We start from the raw sequence: 23,990 nt of genomic DNA on the forward strand, positions 1-23,990 counted from the left end.
ACCGACACCTAGCTGCCACCGTCAATACGACGGATCAGCCGTTTCGACCGAACAGCCCGGCGACGGGCCGCTTGACCGCTGCCATCGCGCGGTCGAAAGCCCGGCGGAAAGATGGCACGCTCAGAAGAATCATCAGCAGCACCGCCGTGGCCATGACCGCGCTGATCGGGCGGGTCAGGAAGGGCGTGAGGTCGCCGTCCGACAGCACCAGGCCGCGGCGCAGGCTTTTGTCGAGGATGTCGCCCAGCACGATGCCGAGCACCAGCGGCGCGATCGGATAGTTGAAGCGGCGCAGCACGAAGCCGATCACGCCGAAGGCCAGCATCACGTAAACGTCGAACAGGCGCGAGGCGATGGCAAACGAGCCAACGGTGCAGAGTACAAAGATCACCGGCATGATCAGTGTGCGCGGCACCAGAAGGATCTTGACCAGCAGCTTGGTCAGCACCAAGCCGTAGAAGAGAATGCCGAAACTGGCGAGCAGCATCATTGCCACCACGTCGTAAACGAAGGTGGGATTCTCGACCATGATCAGCGGGCCCGGACGAATACCGTGGATCAGCATCGCGGCCAACAGCACGGCGGCAGGAGCCGAGCCCGGCACAGCCAGGGTCAGTACCGGAATCACCGCGCCGGGAATCGAGGCGTTATCGCCGGTTTCCGCCGCCATAAGGCCCTCCACCGAACCCTTGCCGAATTTTTCCTTCTCCTTGCTTGCCCGGCGCGCCGCGGCATAGGAACTCCAGGCCGCAACATCCTCACCCACGCCAGGCACGATCCCGATGAAGGTGCCGATCAGGCCGGAACGGATCACGGTGCGCCAGTACTGCAGCACGTCGCGGATGCGCGGTATGACGCGGTCGAGCGCGTTGATCACGTATTTGCGAGGCTTCTCGCGCATCACCATCAGCACCTCGGCAAAGCCGAAGGCTCCGACCAGCGCCGGGATCAGGCCAATGCCGCCCGAAAGATCGTGAATGCCGAAGGTGAAGCGGTCATAGGCATACATGCCTTCCTGGCCAATGGCGGCGATCAGTAGCCCGAGAAACCCGGCAATCCAACCCTTCAACGGGTCGGTGCCGGTGAGCGTGCCCGAGATCACCACGCCGAACACCGCCAGCCAGAAAAATTCGTAGGCGCCGAATTTGAGCGCCATCTCGCCCAGCACCGGAGTGAACAGGGCGAGCCCCACCATGCCGATCCAGGTGCCGACCACCGAACCGGAGGTGGCGATGCCCATGGCACGGCCGGCGAGCCCCTGCCGGGCCAGCGCATGACCATCGAGGCAGGAAGCAGCCGAGGCCGGCGTGCCGGGAATGTTGAGCAGGATGGCGGTGCGGCTGCCACCGTATATGGCCCCGATATAGGTGCAGATCAGCACCAGGATTGCCTCGTTGGGCGACATCTTCAGCGTCATCGTCGTCATCAGCGCCACACCCATGGTGGCGGTGAGACCGGGCAGAGCGCCGATGATCACGCCGATCAGCGTGGCGCCGAGCGTGTAGACTATCGTGGCCGGCGTGATGGCGCCGAGGATGGAAGACCCGAAAGCGAGCAGACCTTCAAACATGGATCCCGACCTCAGGGCAGGCGCAGAAGGAACAGGTCTTCGAACACGTACTGCACCACAAGGCCCGTGATCAGGCCATGAACGGCGGCGATGAGGGCGCCGCGCGCCAGTTGGCGGCTGGCGCGCCGGTCCTGGTATTCGAAGATGAAGACGAAAACAGCAATGAAGATGGCCGCCGCCAACCAGAAAGGCAGGCCACGACCGACCATACCGACGGCGAATGCGAGACAGAGCGCCATGAGAAGCAGCAGGCGCCAATGATCGGCAAGACGGCCGCTAGCCGACGCATGACGGGCAAGGGCACCCGCGCCGATCGCGCGCAGCAGCAGCGCGCCACCCATCAGCGCCAGCACCGCGCCCAGCAGCATCGGCACTAGGCCGGGAATCGAATAGACGGGAATCGAGAGATGCGCGAGCCGGTCCATGGTCCAACCGCCCCAGACAATCGACAGGCCCAGCATGATCCAGGCCAGACCCCACCACAGATCGGCACGCGGCGACGGCTTGTCGTCTTCCATCACTCAACTCGCAGGATTATGGTCGGAACAGGAAACGGACGGCCGCCCGGCTTGAACCGGGCGGCCGCGATACTTGCGGGCGACTTATGGCCGCGGGATGCCCAGCGTGTCGGGCGAGACCTTGGCCTTGCCGCCATCCTGCAGGATCCAGGCAGCACCCTGGATCGCCGGGAAGGCAGCCTTCTTTGCCGCCTCGCCATGCTCGACGCCGAACAGCGCGCCCTTCTCGGTGGCGTATTTCTTCAGCGCCGCCGATTTCTTCATCTGCTCGGACCAGATCTTGTCGAGCGTGGCTGTCACCTCGGCCGGTACACCCTTGTGCACGAATATACCGAAATAGTTGGTCTCAGTGCGGAAGCTGGGGATCGTCTTGGTCACGGGCTCGATCGGATCGACCCCCGCCACTTCCAGCGGCCGGTCGGCCAGCACGGCCAGCGGACGCAGGCGTTTGGCGCGGATCATCTCAACCTGCTCGACACCGAGCTGGGTCGTGACTTCGGTTTCGCCCGATACGGTGGCGATCACCGCCGGATTGCCGCCATCGTAGGAGACATGCTTGTAGGTAACGCCGGCGGCCTTGGCGAAGGCCTCGATGCCGAAATGCCCCGACGAGTTGACGCCCGCGGTGGCCACCGACACGGCGCCGGGCTTAGCCTTCATCGCCGCGATCAGGTCGGCCAGCGTCTTGTAGGGCGAATTCGGATTGACGCTGATGACCGACTGGTTGGCGACGGTGAGATAGAAGTTCCAGTCGGCCATCTTGGTATCGAGCAGGCCGGACACGGCATAGGTGCCGATATCCTTGGCGGCACCGGCGGTCCAGGTATAGCCGTCCTTGGGTGCCTCCAGCGCGCTCTTTGTGCCGATCGAACCGGACGCGCCGCCCTGGTTCACCACCACGATCTTCTGGCCCAGAATGCCTTCCAGTTCGGCAGCCGCCACGCGGGTGACCTGATCGGTCGAGCCGCCAGCCGCCCAGGGCACGATGATGGTGATCGGCTTGCTGGGTTTCCACTGCGCATATGCGCCCGGTGCGGCGAGCGCGATGGCTCCCAGCGCAAAGCCTGCAACGGCCGCGCGAATCAATTGGCTGCCTGTCATGACACTGCCCGTCATGGCGTTCTCCTCCGTTGTTGTCCCGGCCCGTGGCCGTGGATCGTTGTCGTTGCGGCACAGCATTTCGCCACGCAGCGCGCTTGTCAACGAAGAAGTAACCGTTCAGTTACGAAAAATGGAGATGCCCCGTCAGGGCCGCAGAAAGCCCAGCAGCACTTCCACCGAGTGGTCGAGCCGCAGCTTCTGCTGCCTGGGATCGAGCAGGTTGCGGCCAAAAATCGTGGATAATGTGTGGACATTGGAGAAGTAGAACCAGCCCAGCGCCGCAATGGTGATGTAGAGCTGTACAGGATCGACGCCCTTGCGGAACACGCCCTCCTTTTCGCCGCGCTGCAGCAAATCGCGGATCACCGCCAGAAGCGGGGTATAGAGCTGCTGAATCTTCTTGGAGTCCTTCAGATAGACGGCTTTGTGCAGGTTCTCCGTGTTCAGCAGGGCGATGAATTCGGGATTACGGGAGCAGAATCTGAAATTGAATTCCAGCAGGTAGCGCATGCCATCGGCCGGCTTCATGCGGGCGACGTCGATGGCATGCTCTTCCTCGCGCATCCGCTCGTAGGCCTGCTCCAGCACGATCAGCCAGAGCGCCTCCTTGTTGCCGAAATATTCATAGATCATGCGCTTGTTCGAGCCCGAGCGCTTGGCGATCTCGTCCACGCGCGCACCGGCCAGACCCTTGGCGGCGAAATCCACCAGTGCGGCATCCAGGATGTTGCGCCGGGTCACCTCGGGCTGGCGCGTGCGCTTTGGCGCGGCCGCCGCCTTTTTCTTCGGCTTGGTCATGCGACTCCCCCTGCTTCGGCACCAGTGATGCGGAAGCAGGCCGGCGCCGTCAAGCGGCAAGGCGGGCGGGATCGGGTGCGACAGCTAGGCCAGCATCGCGGGCAGGGTGACGATCTGCACCCCGGCCTGTTCCAGCCCGGCACGGATATGGCGGGCCATCGAGACCGCGCCGGCACTGTCGCCATGCACGCAGATCGAGTCGACATTGCAGGGAATCCGCTTGCCCGACAGCGAAACGATGGCCTTTTCCTGCACCATGCGCAGCACGTTGGCCAGCGCCTCGTCGTTGTCATGCACCATGGCCTTCGGCTGGCCGCGCGGCACCAGGTTGCCGTCATCGTCGTAATTGCGGTCGGCAAACACCTCCTGCGCCACCGGCAGGTTCATCTTGCGCGCCGCGTCCACCATGGCTGAGCCGGCCGGCGCGAGGAAGATCAGATCTTTTGAGACGCCGGCGATGCCGCGCGCCAGCGCCATGGCGAGGTCCATGTCGGTGGCTGCCTTGTTGTTGATCGCGCCGTGGGGCTTCACATGGGTGACTCTGCCGCCTTTTGTAGCCGCCACGCCCATCAGCGCACCAACCTGATAGGCGATCAGCGCCTCGACCTCCTTGTTGTTCATGGTCATCGGCCGGCGGCCGAAGCCCTGGAGGTCGGGGTAAGAGGGATGCGCGCCGATGGAAACGCCGTTCTTGACGGCCTCGGCCACCGTTGCCTGCATCACGCTCCAGTCGCCGGCATGGAAACCGCAGGCGACATTGGCCGAAGTGACGACTGAAAGCATCGCAGCATCGTCGCCCATGGTCCAGGCGCCGAAGCTTTCGCCCAGATCGCTATTCAGGTTCACCCTCAGGGTCATCGCCACACTCCGCTCATTTCCAGTGTCCACTGGGGGCATCCACAGCGCCGCTGATCAGGTTCGCAGTATACAGGGCATCAAGGTCAAGCCATACATCCGGCATCGCCGTGCGGATGCCATCGATCAGGCGACGGATGCCCTGCTCCTGCGTACGGCGGATCGCTTCGGCCTCAGCCACCGAAATCGCTTGGAAAGCGAGGTTGTTGCCCGGCTTCATGCGGCCGACGCGCGGCAGATCGGCTGAGATCACGGTGGCGATCTTGGTGTAGCCACCGGTGGTCTGGCGGTCGGCCATCAGGATGATCGGCTTGCCGTTGCCAGGAACCTGGATCGAGCCGGTGACCAGGCCTTCGGAGGCTATGTCGGCGCCGCGAACATGCTCCACCGTCTCGCCATCCAGCCGCAGACCCATGCGATCGGCCTCCTTGGTCACAGTGTAGGTGGCCGACAGGAAGGTCTCGATGCCTTTTGCGGTGAAACGATCTTGCTGCGGCCCGAGCACGACGCGAACCGGCCCGTCACCATAATCGATGGCATCGGCCAGTTCGCGCTCCTCGCTGTCCGGCGCGGCATTGAGCACCAGCGGCAGCCGGTCACCGGCCTTCAGGGCGCGGCCCTCGAAGCCGCCGAGACCGGAGCGCATATAGGTGGAATAACTGCCCATGAACGGCGGAATGGCGAAGCCGCCCTGCACCGCCAGATAGGCCACGCTGGCATCCTCGACGGCGCCGATGGAAAGCCGGTCGCCGCGTTTCAGCAGAACAGAGCGCCAGGGTTTCACGGCACGCGCCTCCGACCCGTCGGCCGGCTGCAGTGCAAGCTTGGCGACGCCACCAAAGGCGATGCGCAGGCTCTCGGCCGCCACGGTGAAGCCCGGGCCGAGATAGCCGATTTCAAGCGCCGCCGTGTTTTCCGGATTGCCGACCAAGCAATTCACCAGCCGAAACGCGATGGGGTCGGTGGCGCCGGCCACCGGCATGCCCAGGGCCTGCGCGCCGAAACGGCCGAGATCCTGCACGCTGGTCATCAGGCCTGGCGCTACGATGTCGAGGAAGCCGGCGGCGGTCATGGCTTCACCTGCCCTTCATCGACCCGCAGGGCGGCGTAGTCGAACACACCCTGCTCCACCCGATTGAGCATCGCGGCGTAATCATCGGAGGAGATTGCCGTGTAGGTGACCTCGTCGCCTGCGGCGAGCAGAATCGGCTCGGCCCGCGATGCATCGAACAATTTGAGCGGCGTGCGGCCGATCAGATGCCAGCCGCCCGGGCTTTCCCAGGGATAGATGGTGGTCATCGATTCCGCTATGGCGACCGAACCCTGCGGCACTTTCAGGCGCGGTTCCTTGCGACGCGGCAGATGCAGCGATGCGTCCAGGCCGCCCATATAGGCCAGGCCGGGCATGAACCCGAGCATATAGACGAAATAGCGGCCTGCAGTATGCGTGGCGATCACGGCATCGGGCGTGGTCTTGCAGCGTTCCGCCACATCGGGCAGGTCGGGGGCCAGATCGGGCGCGTAGCAGACCGGCAGGCGCCAGAGCCGGCCGGCGCGCTGCCGCGGTTTCAGTCCGTCCAGCAGGCCGCGCACATGGCCTTCCAGATCGGTCCGGCTTGTGACTAGCGGGTCATACTGCACCAGCAGGGCACGGAAGGACGGGATCGTCTCGATCAGTCCGGCCGGCCGCATGTCGGCCAGCGCGGCATGCAGGGCCATGACCTTGGCATTGATGCCGCGGTCGATGCCTTCCCCGAACTCGACGCTGAAGCCGGTATCGCCGAAGGAGCGGATCTGCGGGTAGCTGGTCATGCCGCAGTCATAGGGCTTCGCGCCTCAGGCGACAACAGGCAAGGCTTCGATGTCGTAGGCGTGGCCGATCTTGCGCTTGAGCACCGGATCTTCCAGTTCCATCTCGAAGCGCGTCGCCGGCCGGATGCCGCCGATGGCGCCGATGGTGCCGCCGAACATCAGGGTGCCGGGCGGCAGGGTGGCACTGTTGCTGTAGCGCTGCATCAGGTCAGCCGGGCTGCGCAGGCCGGAAACCGCGCCTTCCTGATACAGCACGCGCTGGCCGCCGATGGTGGCCCAGGCGCGCAGGATCAGGTCGTCCCAGTGCTTCTCGACCTCTTCGTAACGCCACAGGCTGCCACCAAGAACCTTGGAGCAGAGCTGCTTGGACAAGGCCACGCCGGCGGCCTCGGCCTTGCGGTCGGTATGGTCGGAGCCGACCGTGACCCAGAGGCCATCGGCCAGCGAAACGATCACCGGCTCGACCTCACCCGAGGTGTCGGGACCAAGCACCTGAAGATGTCCGGTCTGGATAAGCTGGCCGGTGCCGATGCGGTAGAACAGCGGCACGGAAGACGGCCGCGGCACGCCGATCGCGGCCAGTTCCTCGATGTGATGTTCGATGGCATGGTGATCACGCCCGGCCCAACCGGCCACAATCAGCGTATCGATCTGCACCGCGACGCGATCGCGCCGTTCACCCCAGAGACGGTCAAAGGTCAACATGCTCAGGTATCCCGCGTTTAGCCGAAAGTATTGGGCAGCCAGAGCGCGCTGCCGGGAAACAGCGCCAGCAAGGCGATCAGCGTAATCATCATCAACACGAAGGGCAGCGAACCCTTGATCACATCGTTCAGCGTGCCGCTGCTGCGCAGCGACTGCACGACGAAAAGGTTGAGGCCCACCGGCGGCGTGATCAGCGCCATCTCGATCAGAATGATGATGACGATGCCGAACCAGATGGGGTCGAAGCCAAGGCCAAACATCACCGGCGCCACGATGGGGATCGTGGTGATCATCATGGACAGGGTCTCCATGAAGCAGCCGAGAATCAGGTAGAACGCCACGATGGCCACCAGCATCTCGAATTTCGACAGGCCAAGACCGGCGATGTAGTCGGTCAGCATGGTGGTCAGGCCGATGGCCGAGATAACGAAGTTGAGGAAATAGGCCGCTATGATGATCAGCATCACCATCGCGGTGGTGCGCATGGTGTTTTCCAATACTTCTTTCATCATGGCGAATGAAAGTTTCCTGTAGGCCGCTGCCAGGCCAAGCGCCGCCACCACGCCAAGGGAAGCCGCCTCGGTGGGCGTGGCCAGGCCGGCATAGATCGACCCGACCACGACGAGGAAGATGCCGAGTGGCGGCGCTAGGTCGACCAGGCTGTGAATCCGCTCGCCCCAGCTGGCCGAAAGCGGCTTGCCGCCCCATTCCGGCCTGATCATGCAGAAAACCGCAACCATCACCATGAACATGAAGGCCAAACCCAGGCCAGGAATGATCCCGGCGAGGTAAAGCTTGGGAATCGACGTGTCGGTCAATACCGCATAGATGATCATGTTGATCGAGGGCGGGATTAGGATGCCGAGCGTGCCGCCGGCGGCCAGCGTGCCAAGGAACAGCGGTTCATTATAGCCGTGCTTCTTGACCAGCGGCAGAGCCACGGTGCCGACCGTGGCGGCGGTGGCCACCGAGGAACCGGACGTCGCGGCGAAGATGGCGCAGGCGCCGATATTGGAATGCATCAGGCCGCCGGGCACCCAGGACAGCCATTTCACCATGGCGCCGTACATGCGTTCGGCCACGCCGGCGCGGAGCAGAATCTCGCCCAGCAGGATGAACATCGGGATCGAGACGAGCAGGAAATCCTTCGACGACGACCACGAGATTTCACCCAGCGCCAGACTGAGAGGCATCTTGGAATAGATCTTGTCGAGCAGCAGGCCGAGCGTGCCGAGTGCACCGGCCACCGGAATGGCAGCCGCCAGCAGGACAATCAGCAAGACGAGCGAAGTGGCAAGCATGGGATCAGTCCTTGAGCAGGTCGGCGGCCGGCTTCAGTTCGGCGGTATGGGCGGCCTCGTCGGCGGCGTCCTCCTCGATGGTGCGGGCACCGGCGAGGCTGCGCACCTTGGCGAGGTCACCGCCCAGCAGGGCAAACAAGCAGCGCAGCAGCAATGGAAGCCAGGTGAACAGGAAAAAGATCAGTCCGATCAGCCACAGCGACTGTGGCATCCATAACGGCGTGGCAAGCGGCGTGGTGGCGCGGGCATCGAAGGACAGTGAGGTACCCAGCACGTCCCAGGCCTGCCAGGTCAGCAGCATAAGGAAGCCGCCCAGCGCAATCAGCGCCACGATGTCGAGCAGGGCGCAGACAACCTGCGGCAGATGAATGTAGAGCGCGTCCACGCGCACATTGGCGCGGCGCAGCAGAGTGAAGGCCAGCGCCCAGGTGGTGCCGATGGCGAAGGCGTAGCCTGACAGTTCATCCGCGCCACCCAGCGACACCAGCACCAGCTTGCGCAGTAGCACGTCGATGGAAACCAGCACGGCCGAAGCCAGCACAAGCGTACCGCCGAACCAGATGGCGTAGCGGGAAAGTCGGTCGGCGAGGCCGAGCCAGCGATCGAGCAGGATCATGGGCGATACCTTGACATGGAAAAGCCGGAGCCCGGCAAGAATTCCGGGCTCCGGCGGGGAGGCAACTTACTTGGCGGCGGCGGTCAGGCCGACCACCTTGCCGATGCTGTCGTTGAAGGTGGCGATGCAGTCGCCCTGGCAACGCGCCGCCCATTTCGGCAGCACGGTGTCGGTCAGCGCCTTCTTCAGCAAGGCCTTGTCGGCATCCGAGACCGGCACGATGGTCATCTTGGCCTTGGTGCCCATGGTGCAGTTGTCCTTGCCGGCGTTGCAGTCATAGCCCTGCTGGGTTTCTTCGGCGGCCGCCTTCCAGATGCGGTCTTCCAGGCCGGCGATTTCCTTCTGCAGGAAAGTGCGCACCTGCGGGTTCAGTTTTTCCCAGGTCTTCACGTTCACGCCGTGCATGACGTGGCTCCAGCCCAGCGGCAGGGCATAGATATGGGTCGCCACCTCGTACCACTTGGCCGAGTTACCCGACAGCGTGCCGGTGATGGCGCAGTCGACCACCTTGTTCTGCAGGGCAGGCACCACCTCGTTGAAGGCCAGCGTCACGCCGGTGCCGCCAAAGGCCTCGACGAATTCGGCCAGCGTGCGGTTGCCGGTGCGTACCTTCTTGCCCTTCAGGTCGGCCAGACCCTTGATCTCGCCGTTGCAGAACAGGACCTGAGCCGAATATGGCCAGATGCCAAGCACCTGCACGCCAAAGCGCTCACGATAGAACTTGTCGTAGACCGGCTTGTAGGCATCCGAAACCTTGCGAGCGGTGGCGACATCCGGCGACAGGCCGGCCAGGTCGACCGCCTCGTTGCGGGCATCGTCGGCTGCCACATAACCAAGCACGGTGGAACCGAAATCGATCACGCCCAGGCGCATCAGGCGGAAGATTTCCGCACCTTTGAGCCCCATCTCGTTGAACGGCGTGATTTCAGCGGTGATGGCACCGTTCGACTTTTCGGTGATCTCCTTCGACCAGAAGGGCTGTTCGAAATTCTTGTACTGGGTCAGGTTGCCCCAGGCGCCAACCACCTTCAGTGCGGTTTTCGGCATTTCCTGGGCCATCGACGGTCCGGCCAGGCCGGTCAGCAGCGCGCCGGCAACGGCCAGCGTCTTAATCATGGTCTTCATTCTCTTCCCCTCCAGGTTGGTGAACTTACAGAATGGCCAAACGGCTGTTCTTCAGGTCTGTCACCAGCATGTGCCCGGGCGCATGGGTGACGCAGAAATCCGGCTTCACGGTGGCAATCACCGACTGGGGTGTGACGCCGCAGGCCCAGAAGACCGGCAGTTCATCGTCCTTCACCTCCACCGGATCGCCGTAATCTGGCTTGGCGATGTCCTTGATGCCGATCATCTCCGGTTTGCCGATATGCACCGGCGCGCCATGCACGGCAGGAAAACGCGAGGTGATCTGCACCGCGCGGATCGCATCGGCGGGCTTGAGCGGCCGCATAGAGACAACCAGCGGCCCATGGAACGGCCCGGCCGGCTGAGTCTGGATGCTGGTGCGGTACATCGGCACGTTGGTGTTGCAGGCAATGTGGCGCAGCGGGATACCGTCTTCGATCAGCGCTTCCTCAAACGAAAAGGAGCAGCCGATCAGAAAGGCCACCAGGTCGTCGCGCCAGAGGCTTTTGAGATCGGATACTGCCTCGACCATCTTGCCGTTCCGCCAGACGTGATAGAGCGGGATATCCGTGCGGATATCGACATCCTCGCCCAGCGTGGGCAGGCGCGGATCGCCGGGTTCGCTGGCCGCCAGCAGCGGACAGGGCTTGGGGTTGAACTGGCAGAAGCGGAAGAAATCGTCAGCCAGCGCCTTGGGCAGGATGGCGAGGTTGGCCTGCACGTAGCCCGGCGCAATGCCGGCGGTGGAGCCGCGATGATCGCCGCGCCGCACGGCCTGCCGCGCCGCGTGGCCGCTGCCATATACCTTGGCCGTCATTGCATTCATACCAATCCCCCGGACTGCCGCAATCCGGTTATGGCATCATGGGCAGGCCATCCTGTCCAATCGCGGTTTCGGATGACATGCGATAAGAATTTCTTATCGCCTAATAATCAGGCGCGCCGCTGCTTATTGCGGCGCTTGGCCTCTGCCTGCGCGAGTTCACGCGCGGTTTCCACCACCGCCTCGGCCATGTAGCTGTCCGGCTTCAGAGGGTAACTGGCGGAAAAGTTCAGATCCGGCAGGCTCTGCTCGGCGCGCACCAGGCGCAGGCGCTTCTCGGCCAGTTCGCGCCGGATCACCACAGGCGGGATCGCGCTGATGCCGATGCGGTCCAGCGTCATGCGCACGATGGTGCTGAGCGACGCATTGCCGTACATGCGCAGATTGGGCAGGTCAGACCGCGTCATCATCTCGCGGATGGTGATGAAGGGTCGCGTGTTGCGCGGATAGGTGATGATCGGCCAGCGCGCCAGCCGACTCAATGGCACCGGCTCCGGACCAAGATCGAGATCGGGACTGGCGACCCAGGCAAGCGGGTAGCTCGACAGCACGACATTCTTGATACGCGGCTCGCTGACCGGGCCGAGCAGGAAGGCGATATCGAGCTGATGTGCCACCAGCCGCTCACGCAAGATCGGCGAGGTATCGACCTCGATCTCCAGCGTCAATGCCGGGTAGACGGCATGCATGCGTTCGATCAGCTTTGACAGCCAGGTATGCACAATGGTTTCGGCAACACCAAGCCGCACCACACCACGCATGGCGCGCTTCTCGCGCGCGGCCTGAAGCAGGTCGGCGCGCAGTTGCAGCATGCGCTCGGCATAGGGCAGCAGTTCGTTGCCTTTCAGCGTCAGCGCCACGCCACGCGGCTCGCGGTCAAACAGCCTGACGCCCAGTTCGGCCTCAAGCAGTGCGATACGCTGCGAAACCGCCGGCTGCGTGGTGTTGAGCTTTTCGGCGGCGGCGCGGAAGCCGCCGAGATGGGCGACCCAGACGAAGGTTTCCAGGTTACGCAGGTCTGCCATAGCGATTTCCACCAATCATGCCGACAGATCATAAGAATTTTTTATCGACTGCGCTGCCGGTATTTTTGAAACAAACGTTTCTCAAATAATAGATATGAATCGTTTGTTGCATGATGCCGGGAAATCGGCTTCAATCGGCCCATGCCTAGCCCGCGCCACACAGCGCCCGACTCGCTGCCGGCCCGCATCGCGGCCGCCTTCGAAACCCTGCCGCCGCAACTGCAGGCCGCGGCCCGCTTTGTGCTGGACCATCCCGACGATGTCGCGCTGCTCTCCATGCGGGAGCAGGCCCGCCGGGCCGGGGTGCCGCCGGTGACCATGACGCGGCTGGCGCGGCAGCTGGGATTTGCTGATTTTGCCGCCTTCCGCGACGTGCAGGCCAGCCTGCTGCGGCGCAATCCGGGCAAGGCATTCAGCGCCGAATTCAGCAACCGGGCTGGCAGACTGCAGCAGCGCCAGCAACAGGGCGGCGATGCCGCCCTTGCCGGCCAGATCGGCTGGGCGATGGCCGAGCATATCGCCAGCAGCCACGACGAAACCGGCATCACCGCCTTGGTAGCTGCCGCGAAGGCGCTGGAGGGCGCGCACCGGCTGCATTTCCTGGGCCTGCGCTCCTGCCATGCGGTGGCCTTCCATGCCGGCTACATCTATGGCCTGTTCCGCGCCAACGGCGTGCTGCTGGATGGCGCCGGCGATACCGGCATCGACGCCCTGCGTCATGCCGGCCGCGGCGACGCCTTGCTGACCATCAGCGTGGCGCCCTACGCCAGCGCCACGGTGGAGCGCGTGGCCTATGCGCGGCAACGCGGCCTGACCATCGTGGCGATCACCGACAGCCGCGTCTCGCCGGTGGCGAGCCTGGCCCAGCACAGCCTGCTGGTGCCAACCGAGACGCCTTCATTCTTCCACGCCATCACCCCCGCCTTTGCCATGGCCGAGACGCTGGTGGCGCTGATCGCCGCTCGTGCCGGCGAGGAGGCGCTCGCCGCCATCCGCAATGCCGAGGCGCAACTCGGCGCCTTCTCAACCTACTGGTCACCCAAGCGCAAGAAAGCCAGCCCATGACGAGCCGTATCCTGCACCGCATGATCAATCACGCCTATCCGGTTGCCGTCGGCGGCGAAGGCATTGAGATCATCGATTCCACTGGCAAACGTTATATCGATGCCTCTGGCGGAGCGGCGGTGAGCTGCCTTGGCCACGGCCACCCCGACGTCACCCGGGCGATCCATGAGCAAGCCGACAAATTGGCCTTCGCCCATACCAGCTTCTTCACCACCGAGCCGGCCGAAAAGCTGGCCGACAAGCTGGTGGGTAGCGCGCCGAAGGGCATCAGCCATGTCTATTATGTCTCCGGCGGCTCGGAAGCGATTGAGGCCGCGCTGAAAATGGCGCGGCAGTATCATGTCGAGCGCGGCGAGCCGCAGCGCCGGCATTTCATTGCGCGGCGCCAGAGCTATCACGGCAATACCGTTGGCGCGCTGAGTGTTGGCGGCAATGCCTGGCGACGCCAGCAATTTGCGCCGATGCTGATTGAAGCGCACCACATCGCGCCCTGCTTCGAATACCGCGACCGCCGGCCCGACGAGACGCCGGAAGCCTACGGAAAACGCGCCGCCGACGAACTGGAAGCCAAAATCCTGGAGCTGGGCAAGGACAGCGTGATCGCCTTCGTGGCCGAGCCGGTGGTGGGCGCCACCCTGGGCGCCGTCACTGCAGCGCCGGGTTATTTCAAGCGCATTCGCGAAATCTGTGACAAGTATGGCGTGCTGCTGATCCTGGACGAGGTGATGTGCGGCATGGGCCGCACCGGCACCCTGAATGCCTGCGAGCAGGAAGGCATCTCGCCCGACATCATGACCATCGCCAAGGGTCTGGGTGGCGGTTACCAGCCGATCGGCGCCGTGCTGCTGGGCCAGCATATCTTCGATGCCTTTACCCAGGGCTCGGGCTTTTTCCAGCACGGCCATACCTATCTGGGCCATCCGATGGCCTGCGCGGCAGCCCTGGCGGTGCAGGAGGTGATCGAGCGCGACCATCTGCTGGACAACGTGAAGGCCATGGGCGTGCATCTGATGGACCGCCTGCAGGATCGTTTCGGTAATCACCGTCATGTCGGCGATATCCGTGGCCGAGGGCTGTTCCAGGCCATCGAACTGGTGCAGGACCGCGCCACCAAGTCCACCTTCGACCCGGCGCTGAAGCTGAATGCGCGCATCAAGAAGGAGGCGATGAATATCGGCCTGATGTGCTACCCCATGGGTGGCACCATCGACGGCAGGTATGGCGACCATGTTCTGCTGGCGCCGCCCTTCATCTGCAAGCCGGGCGATATCGACACCATCGTCGCGCGGCTGGGCGACGCGGTGGACGCCGCACTCAAGAGTGTTGCCTGATGAGCCACGCCCCGATCATCCCGGCCGTATTGGCCCCTGCCCTGATCGCCGTCGCCCCGAACGGTGCCCGCAAGCTGAAAAACGATCATCCTGCCGTGCCGCTCAGCGCCGATGAGTTGGGCGCCTGCGCGGCACAATGCCTGAATGCCGGCGCCGCCATGATCCACCTGCATGTGCGCGAACCCGGCAGCGGCCGGCATTCCCTGGATGCCGATCTCTACCGCGCCGCCACAATCGCGATACGTCGCGAGGCCGGCGACGACATCATCATCCAGGCCACTTCGGAAGCAGCCGGCATATACAGCCGTCACGAGCAGATGGCCGCGATGCGCGCCCTGATGCCGGAAGCCTGCAGCCTGGCCATCCGCGAGATCGTGCCGGATGCCGAAGCCGAGTCCGATGCCGCCAGCTTCCTGGGCGAGATGCACAAGACCGGCGTGATGGTACAATACATCCTGTACTCCGATGTGGACCTACAGCGCTTCCACGATCTGAAGGCGCGCGGCATCGTGCCAGGCGAGAAGCATTTTGTGCTGTTTGTGCTGGGCCGCTACAGCGCCGGCCAGAGGTCGGAACCGACCGACCTGCTACCTTTCCTGCACGACTGGAGCAATGCCGACGGTGCCTTCGCCGTCTGCGCCTTCGGCCCGAAGGAATCGGCCTGCGCGCTGGCGGCACTGGGCCTCAACGGCCATGCCCGCATCGGTTTCGAGAACAACACCCTGCTGAGCGACGGCAGCGTCGCGGCCGACAATGCCGCACTGGTGCGCCAGACCGTGCAGCATGCCGGGCTGATGGGGCGCGCGATCGCGGACGCGAGAACCGCGCGCGAAATGCTGGCCGGATTGCGCTGAGCCTCAGGCCGCCTGCAGGCTGAAATCCTGCTCCGGCACCGGCGCGGCGCGGCCTGCAAGTTTGGCGGCCACCGCCTCGGCCGAACCGAAGGCAAGCGTGAAGCCGAGCGCGCCATGGCCGACATTCAGCACCAGATTGTCGATGCCGCTGTTGCCCAGGATCGGCAAGCCCTTCGGTGTGGCCGGGCGCAGGCCGGTCCAGGGCTCGATCTGCTGCCAGGTTGCCGCCTGAGGGAAAGCCTCGCGCGCCTGAGATACCAGCTGGCCCAGGCGGGCGGGATCGATCCGATCATTCGCGCCGACGATATCCGCCATGCCGGCCACCCGCAGCCGCGTGCCCAGCCGGGCATAGACGGTCTTGCAGGCGGTATCGGTGATCGATACCTGTGGCGCGGCTGCGTCATTGGCAATGGGTAGCGACAGGCTGTAGCCCTTGATCGGGTAGATCGGCAGATCGAGCCCGGCACTCAGACCGAGCCGCCGGCTGGCCACGCCGGCCGCCAGCACATAGGCATCGGCTTCGATCACGCCGGCCTCGGTCTGCACGCCCAGCAAGCGGTTGCCAGCGCGCAGAAGACTGCGCACCTTCGAGCCATAGATGAAGCGCGCCCCGGAATTGTCGCCCGACAGCAGAGTCTCGATGCCCAGGCAGAGCCGGAAGGGGTCGGCCGCCTCGTCGCCCGGCGTGAAGACGCCGCCATGGATACGGTGCGCGATCGCTTTCAGCGCCGGCTCTACGGCCAGGCAGCCTTCCCGATCCAGCACCTGCTGCTCGCTGCCCAAACGGCTCTGATATTCTGCCTGTGCCCGCGCCCCGGCCAGGCCGGCGGCATCGCCCTGCAGCACCAGCTTGCCCGCCCGGCTCCACAGGAAATCAAGCGCGCGGATATCGGCCGCCGCATGCAGCATGTCGCGACTCAGGTAAGCCAGACGTAACAGCTTTTCGGTAGTGGCCAGTGCTTCCGTCCGCGTGCAGGCGGCCAGGAACTTGAGCAGCCAGCGATACTGGAACAGTTCGAAATTCGGACGAAACCGCACGGGCGACTGGCGCCCGAACAGGTATTTCGGCAGGTCGAACCACACGCCGGGCGAGGCCAGCGGCGCCACATAGGAATAGCTGAGCTGGGCGCCATTGGCGTGGCTGGCGCCTTGGGCGGTGGCACCGGCGCGGTCGACCACGGTGACGCGATGACCATCGCGCGCCAGCCGCCAGGCCGTCGTCATGCCTACCACGCCCGATCCGATCACCACGATATCCATGCCAAACTCCGTTTGCCGTCCTAAAGCTAGGCAGCGCGGACAAGCCCCACTACTGCCGATGCAGCCGGCAGCCATAACATTGGGTTATGCCGCCTCTTGGGGGAAGGCCGCGGTAAAGCTACAGTGCGGGCGCCAGAATCGGGATCGACCATGCAACTGCGCCACCTCGAAGTCTTCCACGCCATCATGCTGACCGGCACGATCACCGCCGCGGCCAAGCTGCTCAATATCTCGCAGCCGGCCGCCACCCGCCTGCTGCTGCGCGCCGAGGACCAGCTTGGTTACAAGCTGTTCGACCGCGTGAAGGGCCGACTGCTGCCGACCCGCGAGGGTCAGGTGCTGCATGCCGAGAGCGAACGGATCATCAGCGGGCTGGAGAACCTGCGCAAACTCTCGCGCAACCTGGGCGCCGCCACCAGCGGACACCTGCGCATTGCCGCGGCGCCGGCTTTGTGCATCGACCTCGTGCCGCTGGCGATCAGCCGTTTTCGCCAGAAGCATCCCGATGTGAGCTTCGAGGTCGAGACGCGCCAATATGCCGACCTGGTCCGCGTGGTGCTGAACCACGAGGTCGACCTGGGGATTGGCTTTGACATCCAGTCCCATCCGGGGCTGGACATCCAGAAACTGGCCGAAGCCCAATTCTACGGTATTTTCCCGAAGAGTATGGAAAACCAACTGCCAGCGAGTGTGAAACTCGACTGGTTCCGCAAGCATCCCTTCATCGGATTGCGCAGCGACGATCCGCTGGGCGCGGCATTCGGCGCAGCGGTCAAGCTTTCGGGCGTGGACCTGCAACCCATCGTCGAGGTCAAGACCAACCAGATCGCGTTGTCGCTGGTGGCGCGCGGCGCCGGCGTGGCCATCGTCGATCAGTATACCGCGGCCGCCCATGATCCGCGCCTTGTGACGGCCAGGCCCCTGCTGCCCAATATCGATTTCGCAGTGCACATCATGCGGGCCAAGCATCAGCCCGCCTCGGTGCTGGCCCGCAAGTTCGGCGCTGTGATGGCACAGGCGGAAAAATCGGTTTCCGGCACTCTTGTGACGACAAACAGGCCGCAACGGACTTGACGAAACCGGCCGGACCGGTGTCCATACCGTTGGGTTATGGACAGGGTACCGATACGCATGGCGGGAAGCTGCGGCTTTCCATTATCACAGGGGCGTATGGGCCGGTATGTCGCAGCGGGGTGCGACCTGCCATCACGCAGTCCTAGCCTGTGCTGAAGCCGCCAACATGGCCGGCGATCATCAGTCAATCCGACTGCTGCCAGCGTGGCCGCAGTCCATTACGGAGGAGAAGTAACATGCAGTTCGCAACCAAGCACCTGCTGGGCGGCATGCTCGGCGCGGCCCTGCTGGCCGCCCTGCCCGGCACCGGCCTTGCGCAGCAGAAATTCGTTACCATCGGTACCGGCGGCGTGACCGGCGTGTACTACGCTGCCGGCGGCGCCATCTGCCGCCTGCTCAACAAGGACCGCAAGGCGCACGGCATCCGCTGTTCGGTGGAGTCGACTGGCGGCTCGGCCTACAACATCAACACCATCAAGGCTGGCGAGCTCGATTTCGGCATGGCGCAGTCCGACGTGCATTACAACGCCCTGAAGGGCGTTGGCGCGTTCAAGGACAGCGGCGCTTTCGCCGACCTGCGCTCGGTCTTCTCGGTGCATCCCGAACCGTTCACCGTGCTGGCCCGCAAGGAGGCCAATGTCGCCAAGTTCGAGGATCTGAAGGGCAAGCGCTTCAACGTCGGCAATCCGGGCTCGGGCACCCGCGCCTCGCTGGAAGAACTGCTCGGCGCGCTGGGCTGGAAGCTGTCGGATTTCTCGCTGGCCTCCGAACTGAAGGCCGACGAGCACGGCCCGGCGCTGTGCGACAACAAGATCGACGGCTTCTTCTACGGCGTGGGCCATCCCTCGGCCAACATCCAGGATCCCACCACCACCTGCGGCGCCAAGCTGGTCTCGATCACCGGCCCGGCCGTCGACAAGCTGGTGGCGGCGAATTCCTACTATGCCAAGGCGACGATCCCCGGCGGCCTGTACAACAACAACCCGCAGCCGACCCAGACCTACGGCGTGCTGGCCACGCTGGTCTCCTCGGCCAAGGTCGATAACGAGACGGTCTATCAGCTGGTGAAGGCCACCTTCGAGAATTTCGACGAATTCAAGAAGCTGCACCCGGCCTTCTCGGCACTTGATCCGAAGAACATGATCAAGGACGGCAACTCGGCCCCGCTGCATCCGGGCGCCGTGAAGTACTACAAGGAGAAGGGCTGGATGTAATCCGGCTTAACACCGTTCGGCCGGCCCGCTTCACCGCGGGCCGGCTTTTTTTTGAGCAGACCAGACGACTTTCCCCAGGAACCAACCATGAGCAACGCCGCAACGACCCGCCCCGTCTCCGAGCAGGAATTGCAGCAACTCGTCGCCGACGCCGATCTCGGTGGCCGCGACCCTAAAGGCGCCGTAGGCAGGCTGATCCTCGCCGTCGCCGTGGCCTGGTCGGCGTTCCAGGTCTGGTATGCCTCTCCGCTACCCTTTGTGCTCGGCGTCTTCATCCTGAATGACACGGAAGCCCGTGCCATCCATCTGGGTTTCTCCGTCTTTCTCGCCTTCACCTGCTATCCGGCCTTCAAGCGATCGCCGCGCGCCTATATCCCTGCGCTCGATTGGTTTTTCGCCATCGCCGGCGCGCTCGCGGCTTCCTATCTGTTCCTGTTCTATGCGGCGCTGGCAACCCGGCCCGGCCAGCCGACCTGGTATGATCTCGCTGCTAGCGGCATCGGTCTCGCGCTGCTGCTGGAGTCGACCCGACGCACACTGGGACCGCCGATGGTGATCGTGGCCGCGGTCTTCATCGCCTTCACATTCGCGGGGCCCTGGATGCCTGAGGTGATCCAGCACAAGGGCGCTTCGCTGACCAAATTCCTGCAGCATCAGTGGCTCACCACCGAGGGCGTATTCGGCGTGGCGTTGGGTGTTTCCACCGGCTTCGTCTTCCTGTTCGTGCTGTTCGGCTCGCTGCTGGAGAAGGCCGGCGGCGGCAACTGGATGATGCAGATATCGGTCGCCCTTCTGGGCCATCTGCGCGGCGGCCCCGCCAAGGTGGCGGTGGTATCATCGGCTCTGAACGGCGTGGTGTCGGGTTCGTCGGTTTCCAACGTCGTTTCGGGCGGTATCTTCACAATACCGATGATGAAGCGAACCGGTCTGTCCGGCGTGAAGGCCGGCGCCATCGAAACCGCTTCCTCAGTCAATGGCCAGATCATGCCGCCGGTGATGGGTGCCGCTGCCTTCCTGATGACGGAATATGTCGGCCTGCCGTATTCCGAAATCGTCAAACATGCCTTTCTGCCGGCGGTGATCTCATACATCGCGCTGTTCTACATCGTCGATCTGGAAGCGCAGAAGATCAACGCCAAGCCGCTGGAACGTGCCGTTCAGCGCAGCCGGCGTGACTACTGGCTGCGTCAGGGCCTGGGCTGGAGCGGCAGCATCGCGGTAATCTGTGCTCTGTATTACGGCATCCTGGCCGTGCAGGCGGTGACCGGCGCGGCGGCCCCGTGGCTACTTGGCATCGGCGGCATCGGTTTGTATCTGCTGTCGCTGTGGTATGCGGCAAAATTCCCCGACCTTGAATTGGACGACGCAGACAATCCCGACATCAAGATTCCGGAAGCCTGGAGCGTAGCGCGCACCGGTCTGCATTTCCTGCTGCCGATCGTGGTTCTGCTGTGGTGTCTGATGGTGGAAGAACTCTCGCCCGGCCTGTCGGCCTTCTGGGCCACGGCCACCATCATGGCCATCGTGGTGACCCAGCGGCCGATCATCGACATTTTCCGCGGCAGCCACGCTTTGGGCGCCGCCGCGAGACAGGGCATTGCCGACCTGGTCGATGGCTTCAATCTCGGTGCGCGCAACATGATCGGCATCGGCATTGCCACGGCCACGGCCGGTATCATCGTCGGCACAGTGACGCTGACCGGCATGGGCCTGATGATGACCGACTTCGTCGAGTTCATCTCGGGCGGCAACGTGATCGCCATGCTGCTGCTGACCGCCTTCATCTGCCTGATCCTCGGCATGGGCATCCCGACCACGGCCAACTACATCCTAGTCGCCACCCTGATGGCGCCCGTGATCGTGGAACTCGGCGCCCAGGCCGGCCTGGCCATCCCGCTGATCGCGGTGCACCTGTTCGTGTTCTACTTCGGCATCATGGCCGACGTGACGCCGCCGGTGGGCCTGGCCTCGTTTGCCGCCGCCGCGATCTCAGGCGAAGACCCGATCAAGACCGGCCTGCAGGGCACGATCTACAGCATGCGCACCGCCGTGCTGCCCTTTGTTTTCATATTCAATCCGCAGATCCTGATGATCGATATCGGCCATGCCGGCGAGGCGATCCTGGTAATCGCCATAGCCACGCTGGCGATCCTGGTCTTTGCCGCCGGCACCATGGGCTGGTTTCTCACCAAGAGCAGGTTATGGGAGTCGGCCCTGCTGTTGCTGGTCTGCTTCGCGCTGTTCCGCCCCGGATTCTTCTGGGACAAGCTGTACGAGCCCTATACGCAGGCACCGGCCAGGCAGGTCTTCGACATCGCCGCCAAGCTGCCGGAAGATGGACGGTTGCTGATGGTGGTGTCGGGCATGACTCTGGAAGGCGACGATGTCACCAAGACGATCAGCCTGCCGCTGACCGCGCCCGGCGATGGCCGCAAGCGGCTAGCCGATGCCGGCCTGAGCCTGACCGCGCTGGGCGACCAGGTGCAGGTCGGCGCCATCAAGTTTGGTTCGGCAGCCAAGCGCGTCGGCCTGGAAAGCGGTTTCACCGTTGACCATGTGTTGCTGCCGGCCGACCGGCCGAGCAAACATTGGGTCTACCTGCCGGCACTGGCCCTGTTGGGACTGGTGGCGCTGGTGCAGTGGCGCCGCAAGAAGGCCGCGGCGGCATGAAGGCTGTCGTTCTGTGCTCGGGCGGCATCGACTCCGTCACTCTGGCCTATCGGATTGCGGCTGAGAACGGGCTTGACCGCCTGATCTCCTTCGACTACGGCCAGCGCCATCGTCGCGAGATTGAGCATGCCGCCGGCATCGCCGCCGCACTGAAGGCCCGGCATGACGTGATCGATATCGCCGGACTGGGCCGTTTCCTGACCTCATCCTCGCTGATCAGCGGCGGCGACGCGGTGCCGGACGGCCATTACGCCGAAAGCAACATGAAGTCGACGGTGGTGCCCAACCGCAACGCCATCATGCTGAGCATCGCCTTTGGAATCGCCGCCGGTGCCAAGGCGGATGCGGTGGGCATCGCTGTGCATAGCGGCGATCATTTCATCTATCCCGATTGCCGGCCGGCTTTTGTCGATGCCTTTCGCGCCATGCAGGCCTGCGCGCTGGAAGGCATGTGGGAGGTGCAGCTCTACGCGCCATTCGTCGGCTTCACTAAGGCCGACATCGTGCGCGAGGGCATGCGCCTTGGCGTGCCGTATGAAAAGACCTGGAGCTGCTACAAAGGCGGCGAAATACATTGCGGCCGCTGCGGCACCTGCGTGGAACGGCGCGAGGCCTTCCATCTGGCCGGTATGCCGGACCCGACCAGCTACGAAGACCCCGATTACTGGATCGAGGCCATCGCCAAGATGAAGGCGGAGAACGAAAAAGGCGGCTGAACGGCCGCCTTTTCGCTCAGGCCGTGGCGGTTATGCCGAGCCGGTGGTCGCGGTCGCGCAGCAGGCGGATCACCGGGATGCTGGCCAGCACCATCCAGGCTTTGCCGATGATCTGGCCGGCCAGGTAGTCCAGGCTGCCGAAGGCGAGATAGAGGAACACCACCGAGTCCACACACAGGCCGACCAGGCTGGAAAGCAGTACGGCGCGCACCAGGCCGCGTTTCTGCAGCGGGGTGTAAACCGCGAAGTCGGCCAGTTCGGACAACAGGAAGGCTGTGGCCGAGGCCACCACCAGGGCGGGCGGCGCGATCAGGCCCGACAACGCCGCACCGACGGCGATGGCAGCGAGCGTCCAGCCCTTGCCCAGCCGGCGCTGCACTAGGTCACGCAGCACCAGGGCCAGGCCGATCATCAGCACGCCGCTTGGGGCCGTGATGCCGAAGGGCGCGACCGGAATCAGGCAGGGTCCCTGCGGCACGCAGATCGTGCCAAGATTGCCGATCAGCCAGTTCGCCGCCGGCACGCAGGCTATGAATGCCGCCAGAAAGGCATATCCCTCGAAACGCACGCGATCCATGGTCTGAAAAACCCTTATGTTGCGGGGCGGGATATACGGCGCGACACCCTTTTGCGCAAGGGCGGCATAATTAGTGCCTGATCCGCCTAGGTTTTGCGGGCCAGGGCGCTGCTCGCCAGGAACACACCCAGCATGGTGGAGAGGATGCCGGCCAGCACCAGCGGTTCGGGGATTTCGCCCAGAACCAGCGCGCCGCCCGCGGCCGACATCACCGGCACCAGCGCTCCCACCGCCGCGGCACGGCTGGGGCCGATATGATGCACGCCCAAGGTAAAGGTCCACAGCCCAAGCAGGCCTGCGATCACGCCCTGCCAGCAGACCTGCAGGATCAGATCGGCCAGCGGCGCCTGCAGCAGCCTGGCATCATCGCTGATCAGCCACAGCGGCAGGATAATCAGCGCCGACCAGAAATTGATCACCGCCGTGGCCTCCCATGGGCCCAGCCCGCTGCGGCGAAAAGCAATGGTGTAGATCGACCACAGAAAGGCCGCCGACAGGAACAACAGATCGCCACGCCAGGCGCCATCATCCCGGATCAGCAGGGCCTTCAGTCCGATGGCGAGGACCCCCAGCAGGATAAATGCAAAACCGAGCCGCCGCAGGCCGGATATCGCCTCGCCCAGCACGACCGCCGCCATCAAAGCGACAAAGAGCGGCATCGTTCCCGGCAGCAATGCACCCATATGGGCAACCGGCGCGAATTGCGAGCCTGCCATCACGAGCAGGCCAAAAGCCGGACCGGCACCCAGCAGCATGGCAGACAGGATTTTCCAGTCGGTCTGCGATGGCAGCGGCCGGGCCCGCCACCATAGCGGGGCCAGGACTAAGGCCGGGATGCAATAGCGCAGCAGGGCCAGATCAATCGGCGCCAGCGTCGTGGTCGTGCCCAGCCGGGTCGCCACCTGCCAACCCGCGCCGATCACGCAGGCGCCGATGGCAGCCGCAAAGCCAATGAGCGGACTGCGCAGCCCGGACTGCAT

Annotated in this window: 23 protein-coding genes; 7 read left to right on the plus strand and 16 right to left on the minus strand. The window is 64.2% G+C overall.

Translation table 11 applies throughout. From position 1 onward, the window contains the following. Positions 1-34: 34 nt before the first annotated feature. From ACK4FK_RS16260 to ACK4FK_RS16320, 13 genes are all read right to left on the minus strand, one after another. On the minus strand, positions 35-1,570 hold the full coding sequence (locus ACK4FK_RS16260; RefSeq protein WP_409746220.1) for a tripartite tricarboxylate transporter permease: 1,536 nt from the start codon (positions 1,568-1,570) through the stop codon (positions 35-37). 11 nt (positions 1,571-1,581) lie between these two features. Beyond that, positions 1,582-2,088, minus strand: a complete 507-nt coding sequence (locus ACK4FK_RS16265) for a tripartite tricarboxylate transporter TctB family protein (RefSeq protein WP_409746221.1) — start codon at positions 2,086-2,088, stop codon at positions 1,582-1,584. An 84-nt stretch (positions 2,089-2,172) separates the two neighbouring features. Further along, entirely contained in the window at positions 2,173-3,204 is a 1,032-nt protein-coding gene (locus ACK4FK_RS16270; RefSeq protein ID WP_409746222.1) for a Bug family tripartite tricarboxylate transporter substrate binding protein, read from the minus strand. A 129-nt stretch (positions 3,205-3,333) separates the two neighbouring features. Next, positions 3,334-3,987 carry a TetR/AcrR family transcriptional regulator gene (locus ACK4FK_RS16275; protein ID WP_409746223.1) on the minus strand — a complete coding sequence of 218 codons (654 nt, stop codon included), beginning with the start codon at positions 3,985-3,987 and terminating at the stop codon, positions 3,334-3,336. 84 nt (positions 3,988-4,071) lie between these two features. Beyond that, positions 4,072-4,845 (minus strand): LamB/YcsF family protein, encoded by a 774-nt coding sequence (locus ACK4FK_RS16280; RefSeq protein ID WP_409746224.1) that lies wholly within the window; start codon positions 4,843-4,845, stop codon positions 4,072-4,074. Positions 4,846-4,858: 13 nt separating this feature from the next. Next, positions 4,859-5,914: a biotin-dependent carboxyltransferase family protein gene (locus ACK4FK_RS16285; RefSeq protein WP_409746225.1), complete on the minus strand. Its 1,056-nt coding sequence runs from the start codon at positions 5,912-5,914 to the stop codon at positions 4,859-4,861. Further along, positions 5,911-6,654, minus strand: a complete 744-nt coding sequence (gene pxpB, locus ACK4FK_RS16290; protein ID WP_409746226.1) for a 5-oxoprolinase subunit PxpB — start codon at positions 6,652-6,654, stop codon at positions 5,911-5,913. Before pxpB ends, ACK4FK_RS16285 begins: the two co-directional genes overlap by 4 nt. A 24-nt stretch (positions 6,655-6,678) precedes the next feature. Then, a complete protein-coding gene (locus ACK4FK_RS16295; RefSeq protein WP_409746227.1) occupies positions 6,679-7,359 on the minus strand; it encodes a DUF2848 domain-containing protein in 681 nt (226 codons plus the stop codon). Positions 7,360-7,376: 17 nt separating this feature from the next. Then, on the minus strand, positions 7,377-8,660 hold the full coding sequence (locus tag ACK4FK_RS16300) for a TRAP transporter large permease (protein WP_409746228.1): 1,284 nt from the start codon (positions 8,658-8,660) through the stop codon (positions 7,377-7,379). A gap of 4 nt (positions 8,661-8,664) precedes the next feature. Then, positions 8,665-9,276 (minus strand): TRAP transporter small permease subunit, encoded by a 612-nt coding sequence (locus tag ACK4FK_RS16305; RefSeq protein ID WP_409746229.1) that lies wholly within the window; start codon positions 9,274-9,276, stop codon positions 8,665-8,667. Positions 9,277-9,342: 66 nt separating this feature from the next. Next, positions 9,343-10,401, minus strand: a complete 1,059-nt coding sequence (locus ACK4FK_RS16310; protein ID WP_409746230.1) for a TRAP transporter substrate-binding protein — start codon at positions 10,399-10,401, stop codon at positions 9,343-9,345. Between the two features lie 25 nt (positions 10,402-10,426). After that, positions 10,427-11,218: a putative hydro-lyase gene (locus tag ACK4FK_RS16315; RefSeq protein ID WP_409746231.1), complete on the minus strand. Its 792-nt coding sequence runs from the start codon at positions 11,216-11,218 to the stop codon at positions 10,427-10,429. Positions 11,219-11,334: 116 nt separating this feature from the next. Continuing rightward, on the minus strand, positions 11,335-12,249 hold the full coding sequence (locus ACK4FK_RS16320; protein ID WP_409746232.1) for a LysR family transcriptional regulator: 915 nt from the start codon (positions 12,247-12,249) through the stop codon (positions 11,335-11,337). Between the two features lie 141 nt (positions 12,250-12,390). Here ACK4FK_RS16320 and ACK4FK_RS16325 point away from each other — a divergent pair, with 141 nt between their 5' ends. The 3 genes from ACK4FK_RS16325 to ACK4FK_RS16335 are packed head-to-tail and all read left to right on the plus strand — an operon-like array spanning position 12,391 to position 15,499. Next, the gene (locus tag ACK4FK_RS16325) at positions 12,391-13,314 is read left to right on the plus strand and encodes a MurR/RpiR family transcriptional regulator (RefSeq protein WP_409746233.1); all 924 of its coding nucleotides are present in this window, start codon (positions 12,391-12,393) and stop codon (positions 13,312-13,314) included. Then, positions 13,311-14,645 (plus strand): aspartate aminotransferase family protein, encoded by a 1,335-nt coding sequence (locus ACK4FK_RS16330; protein WP_409746234.1) that lies wholly within the window; start codon positions 13,311-13,313, stop codon positions 14,643-14,645. The genes ACK4FK_RS16325 and ACK4FK_RS16330 overlap by 4 nt, the downstream gene beginning before the upstream one ends. Further along, the gene (locus tag ACK4FK_RS16335; RefSeq protein WP_409746235.1) at positions 14,645-15,499 is read left to right on the plus strand and encodes a 3-keto-5-aminohexanoate cleavage protein; all 855 of its coding nucleotides are present in this window, start codon (positions 14,645-14,647) and stop codon (positions 15,497-15,499) included. Before ACK4FK_RS16330 ends, ACK4FK_RS16335 begins: the two co-directional genes overlap by 1 nt. 3 nt (positions 15,500-15,502) lie before the next feature. On the opposite strand, the gene ACK4FK_RS16340 is transcribed toward ACK4FK_RS16335, so the two are convergent. After that, a complete protein-coding gene (locus tag ACK4FK_RS16340) occupies positions 15,503-16,759 on the minus strand; it encodes a D-amino acid dehydrogenase (protein ID WP_409746236.1) in 1,257 nt (418 codons plus the stop codon). Between the two features lie 150 nt (positions 16,760-16,909). Here ACK4FK_RS16340 and ACK4FK_RS16345 point away from each other — a divergent pair, with 150 nt between their 5' ends. The 4 genes from ACK4FK_RS16345 (at position 16,910) to queC (ending at position 22,433) form a co-directional block, all read left to right on the plus strand. Beyond that, complete coding sequence (locus ACK4FK_RS16345) at positions 16,910-17,833, plus strand: LysR family transcriptional regulator (protein WP_409746237.1); 924 nt, start codon at positions 16,910-16,912, stop codon at positions 17,831-17,833. A gap of 236 nt (positions 17,834-18,069) precedes the next feature. Next, a complete protein-coding gene (locus tag ACK4FK_RS16350; protein WP_409746238.1) occupies positions 18,070-19,047 on the plus strand; it encodes a TAXI family TRAP transporter solute-binding subunit in 978 nt (325 codons plus the stop codon). Positions 19,048-19,134: 87 nt separating this feature from the next. Next, positions 19,135-21,717 carry a TRAP transporter permease gene (locus ACK4FK_RS16355; protein ID WP_409746239.1) on the plus strand — a complete coding sequence of 861 codons (2,583 nt, stop codon included), beginning with the start codon at positions 19,135-19,137 and terminating at the stop codon, positions 21,715-21,717. Then, positions 21,714-22,433, plus strand: coding sequence for a 7-cyano-7-deazaguanine synthase QueC (gene queC / locus ACK4FK_RS16360; RefSeq protein WP_409746240.1), 720 nt, complete (start codon positions 21,714-21,716; stop codon positions 22,431-22,433). Before ACK4FK_RS16355 ends, queC begins: the two co-directional genes overlap by 4 nt. A gap of 16 nt (positions 22,434-22,449) precedes the next feature. Here the strand turns inward: queC and ACK4FK_RS16365 are convergent, their stop codons facing one another. Next, on the minus strand, positions 22,450-23,010 hold the full coding sequence (locus ACK4FK_RS16365) for a VUT family protein (RefSeq protein ID WP_409746241.1): 561 nt from the start codon (positions 23,008-23,010) through the stop codon (positions 22,450-22,452). An 86-nt stretch (positions 23,011-23,096) separates the two neighbouring features. Next, complete coding sequence (locus ACK4FK_RS16370) at positions 23,097-23,990, minus strand: DMT family transporter (protein WP_409746242.1); 894 nt, start codon at positions 23,988-23,990, stop codon at positions 23,097-23,099.

It is taken from the genome of Ferrovibrio sp. (assembly GCF_046297895.1).
In the GTDB taxonomy this organism is placed as follows: domain Bacteria; phylum Pseudomonadota; class Alphaproteobacteria; order Ferrovibrionales; family Ferrovibrionaceae; genus Ferrovibrio.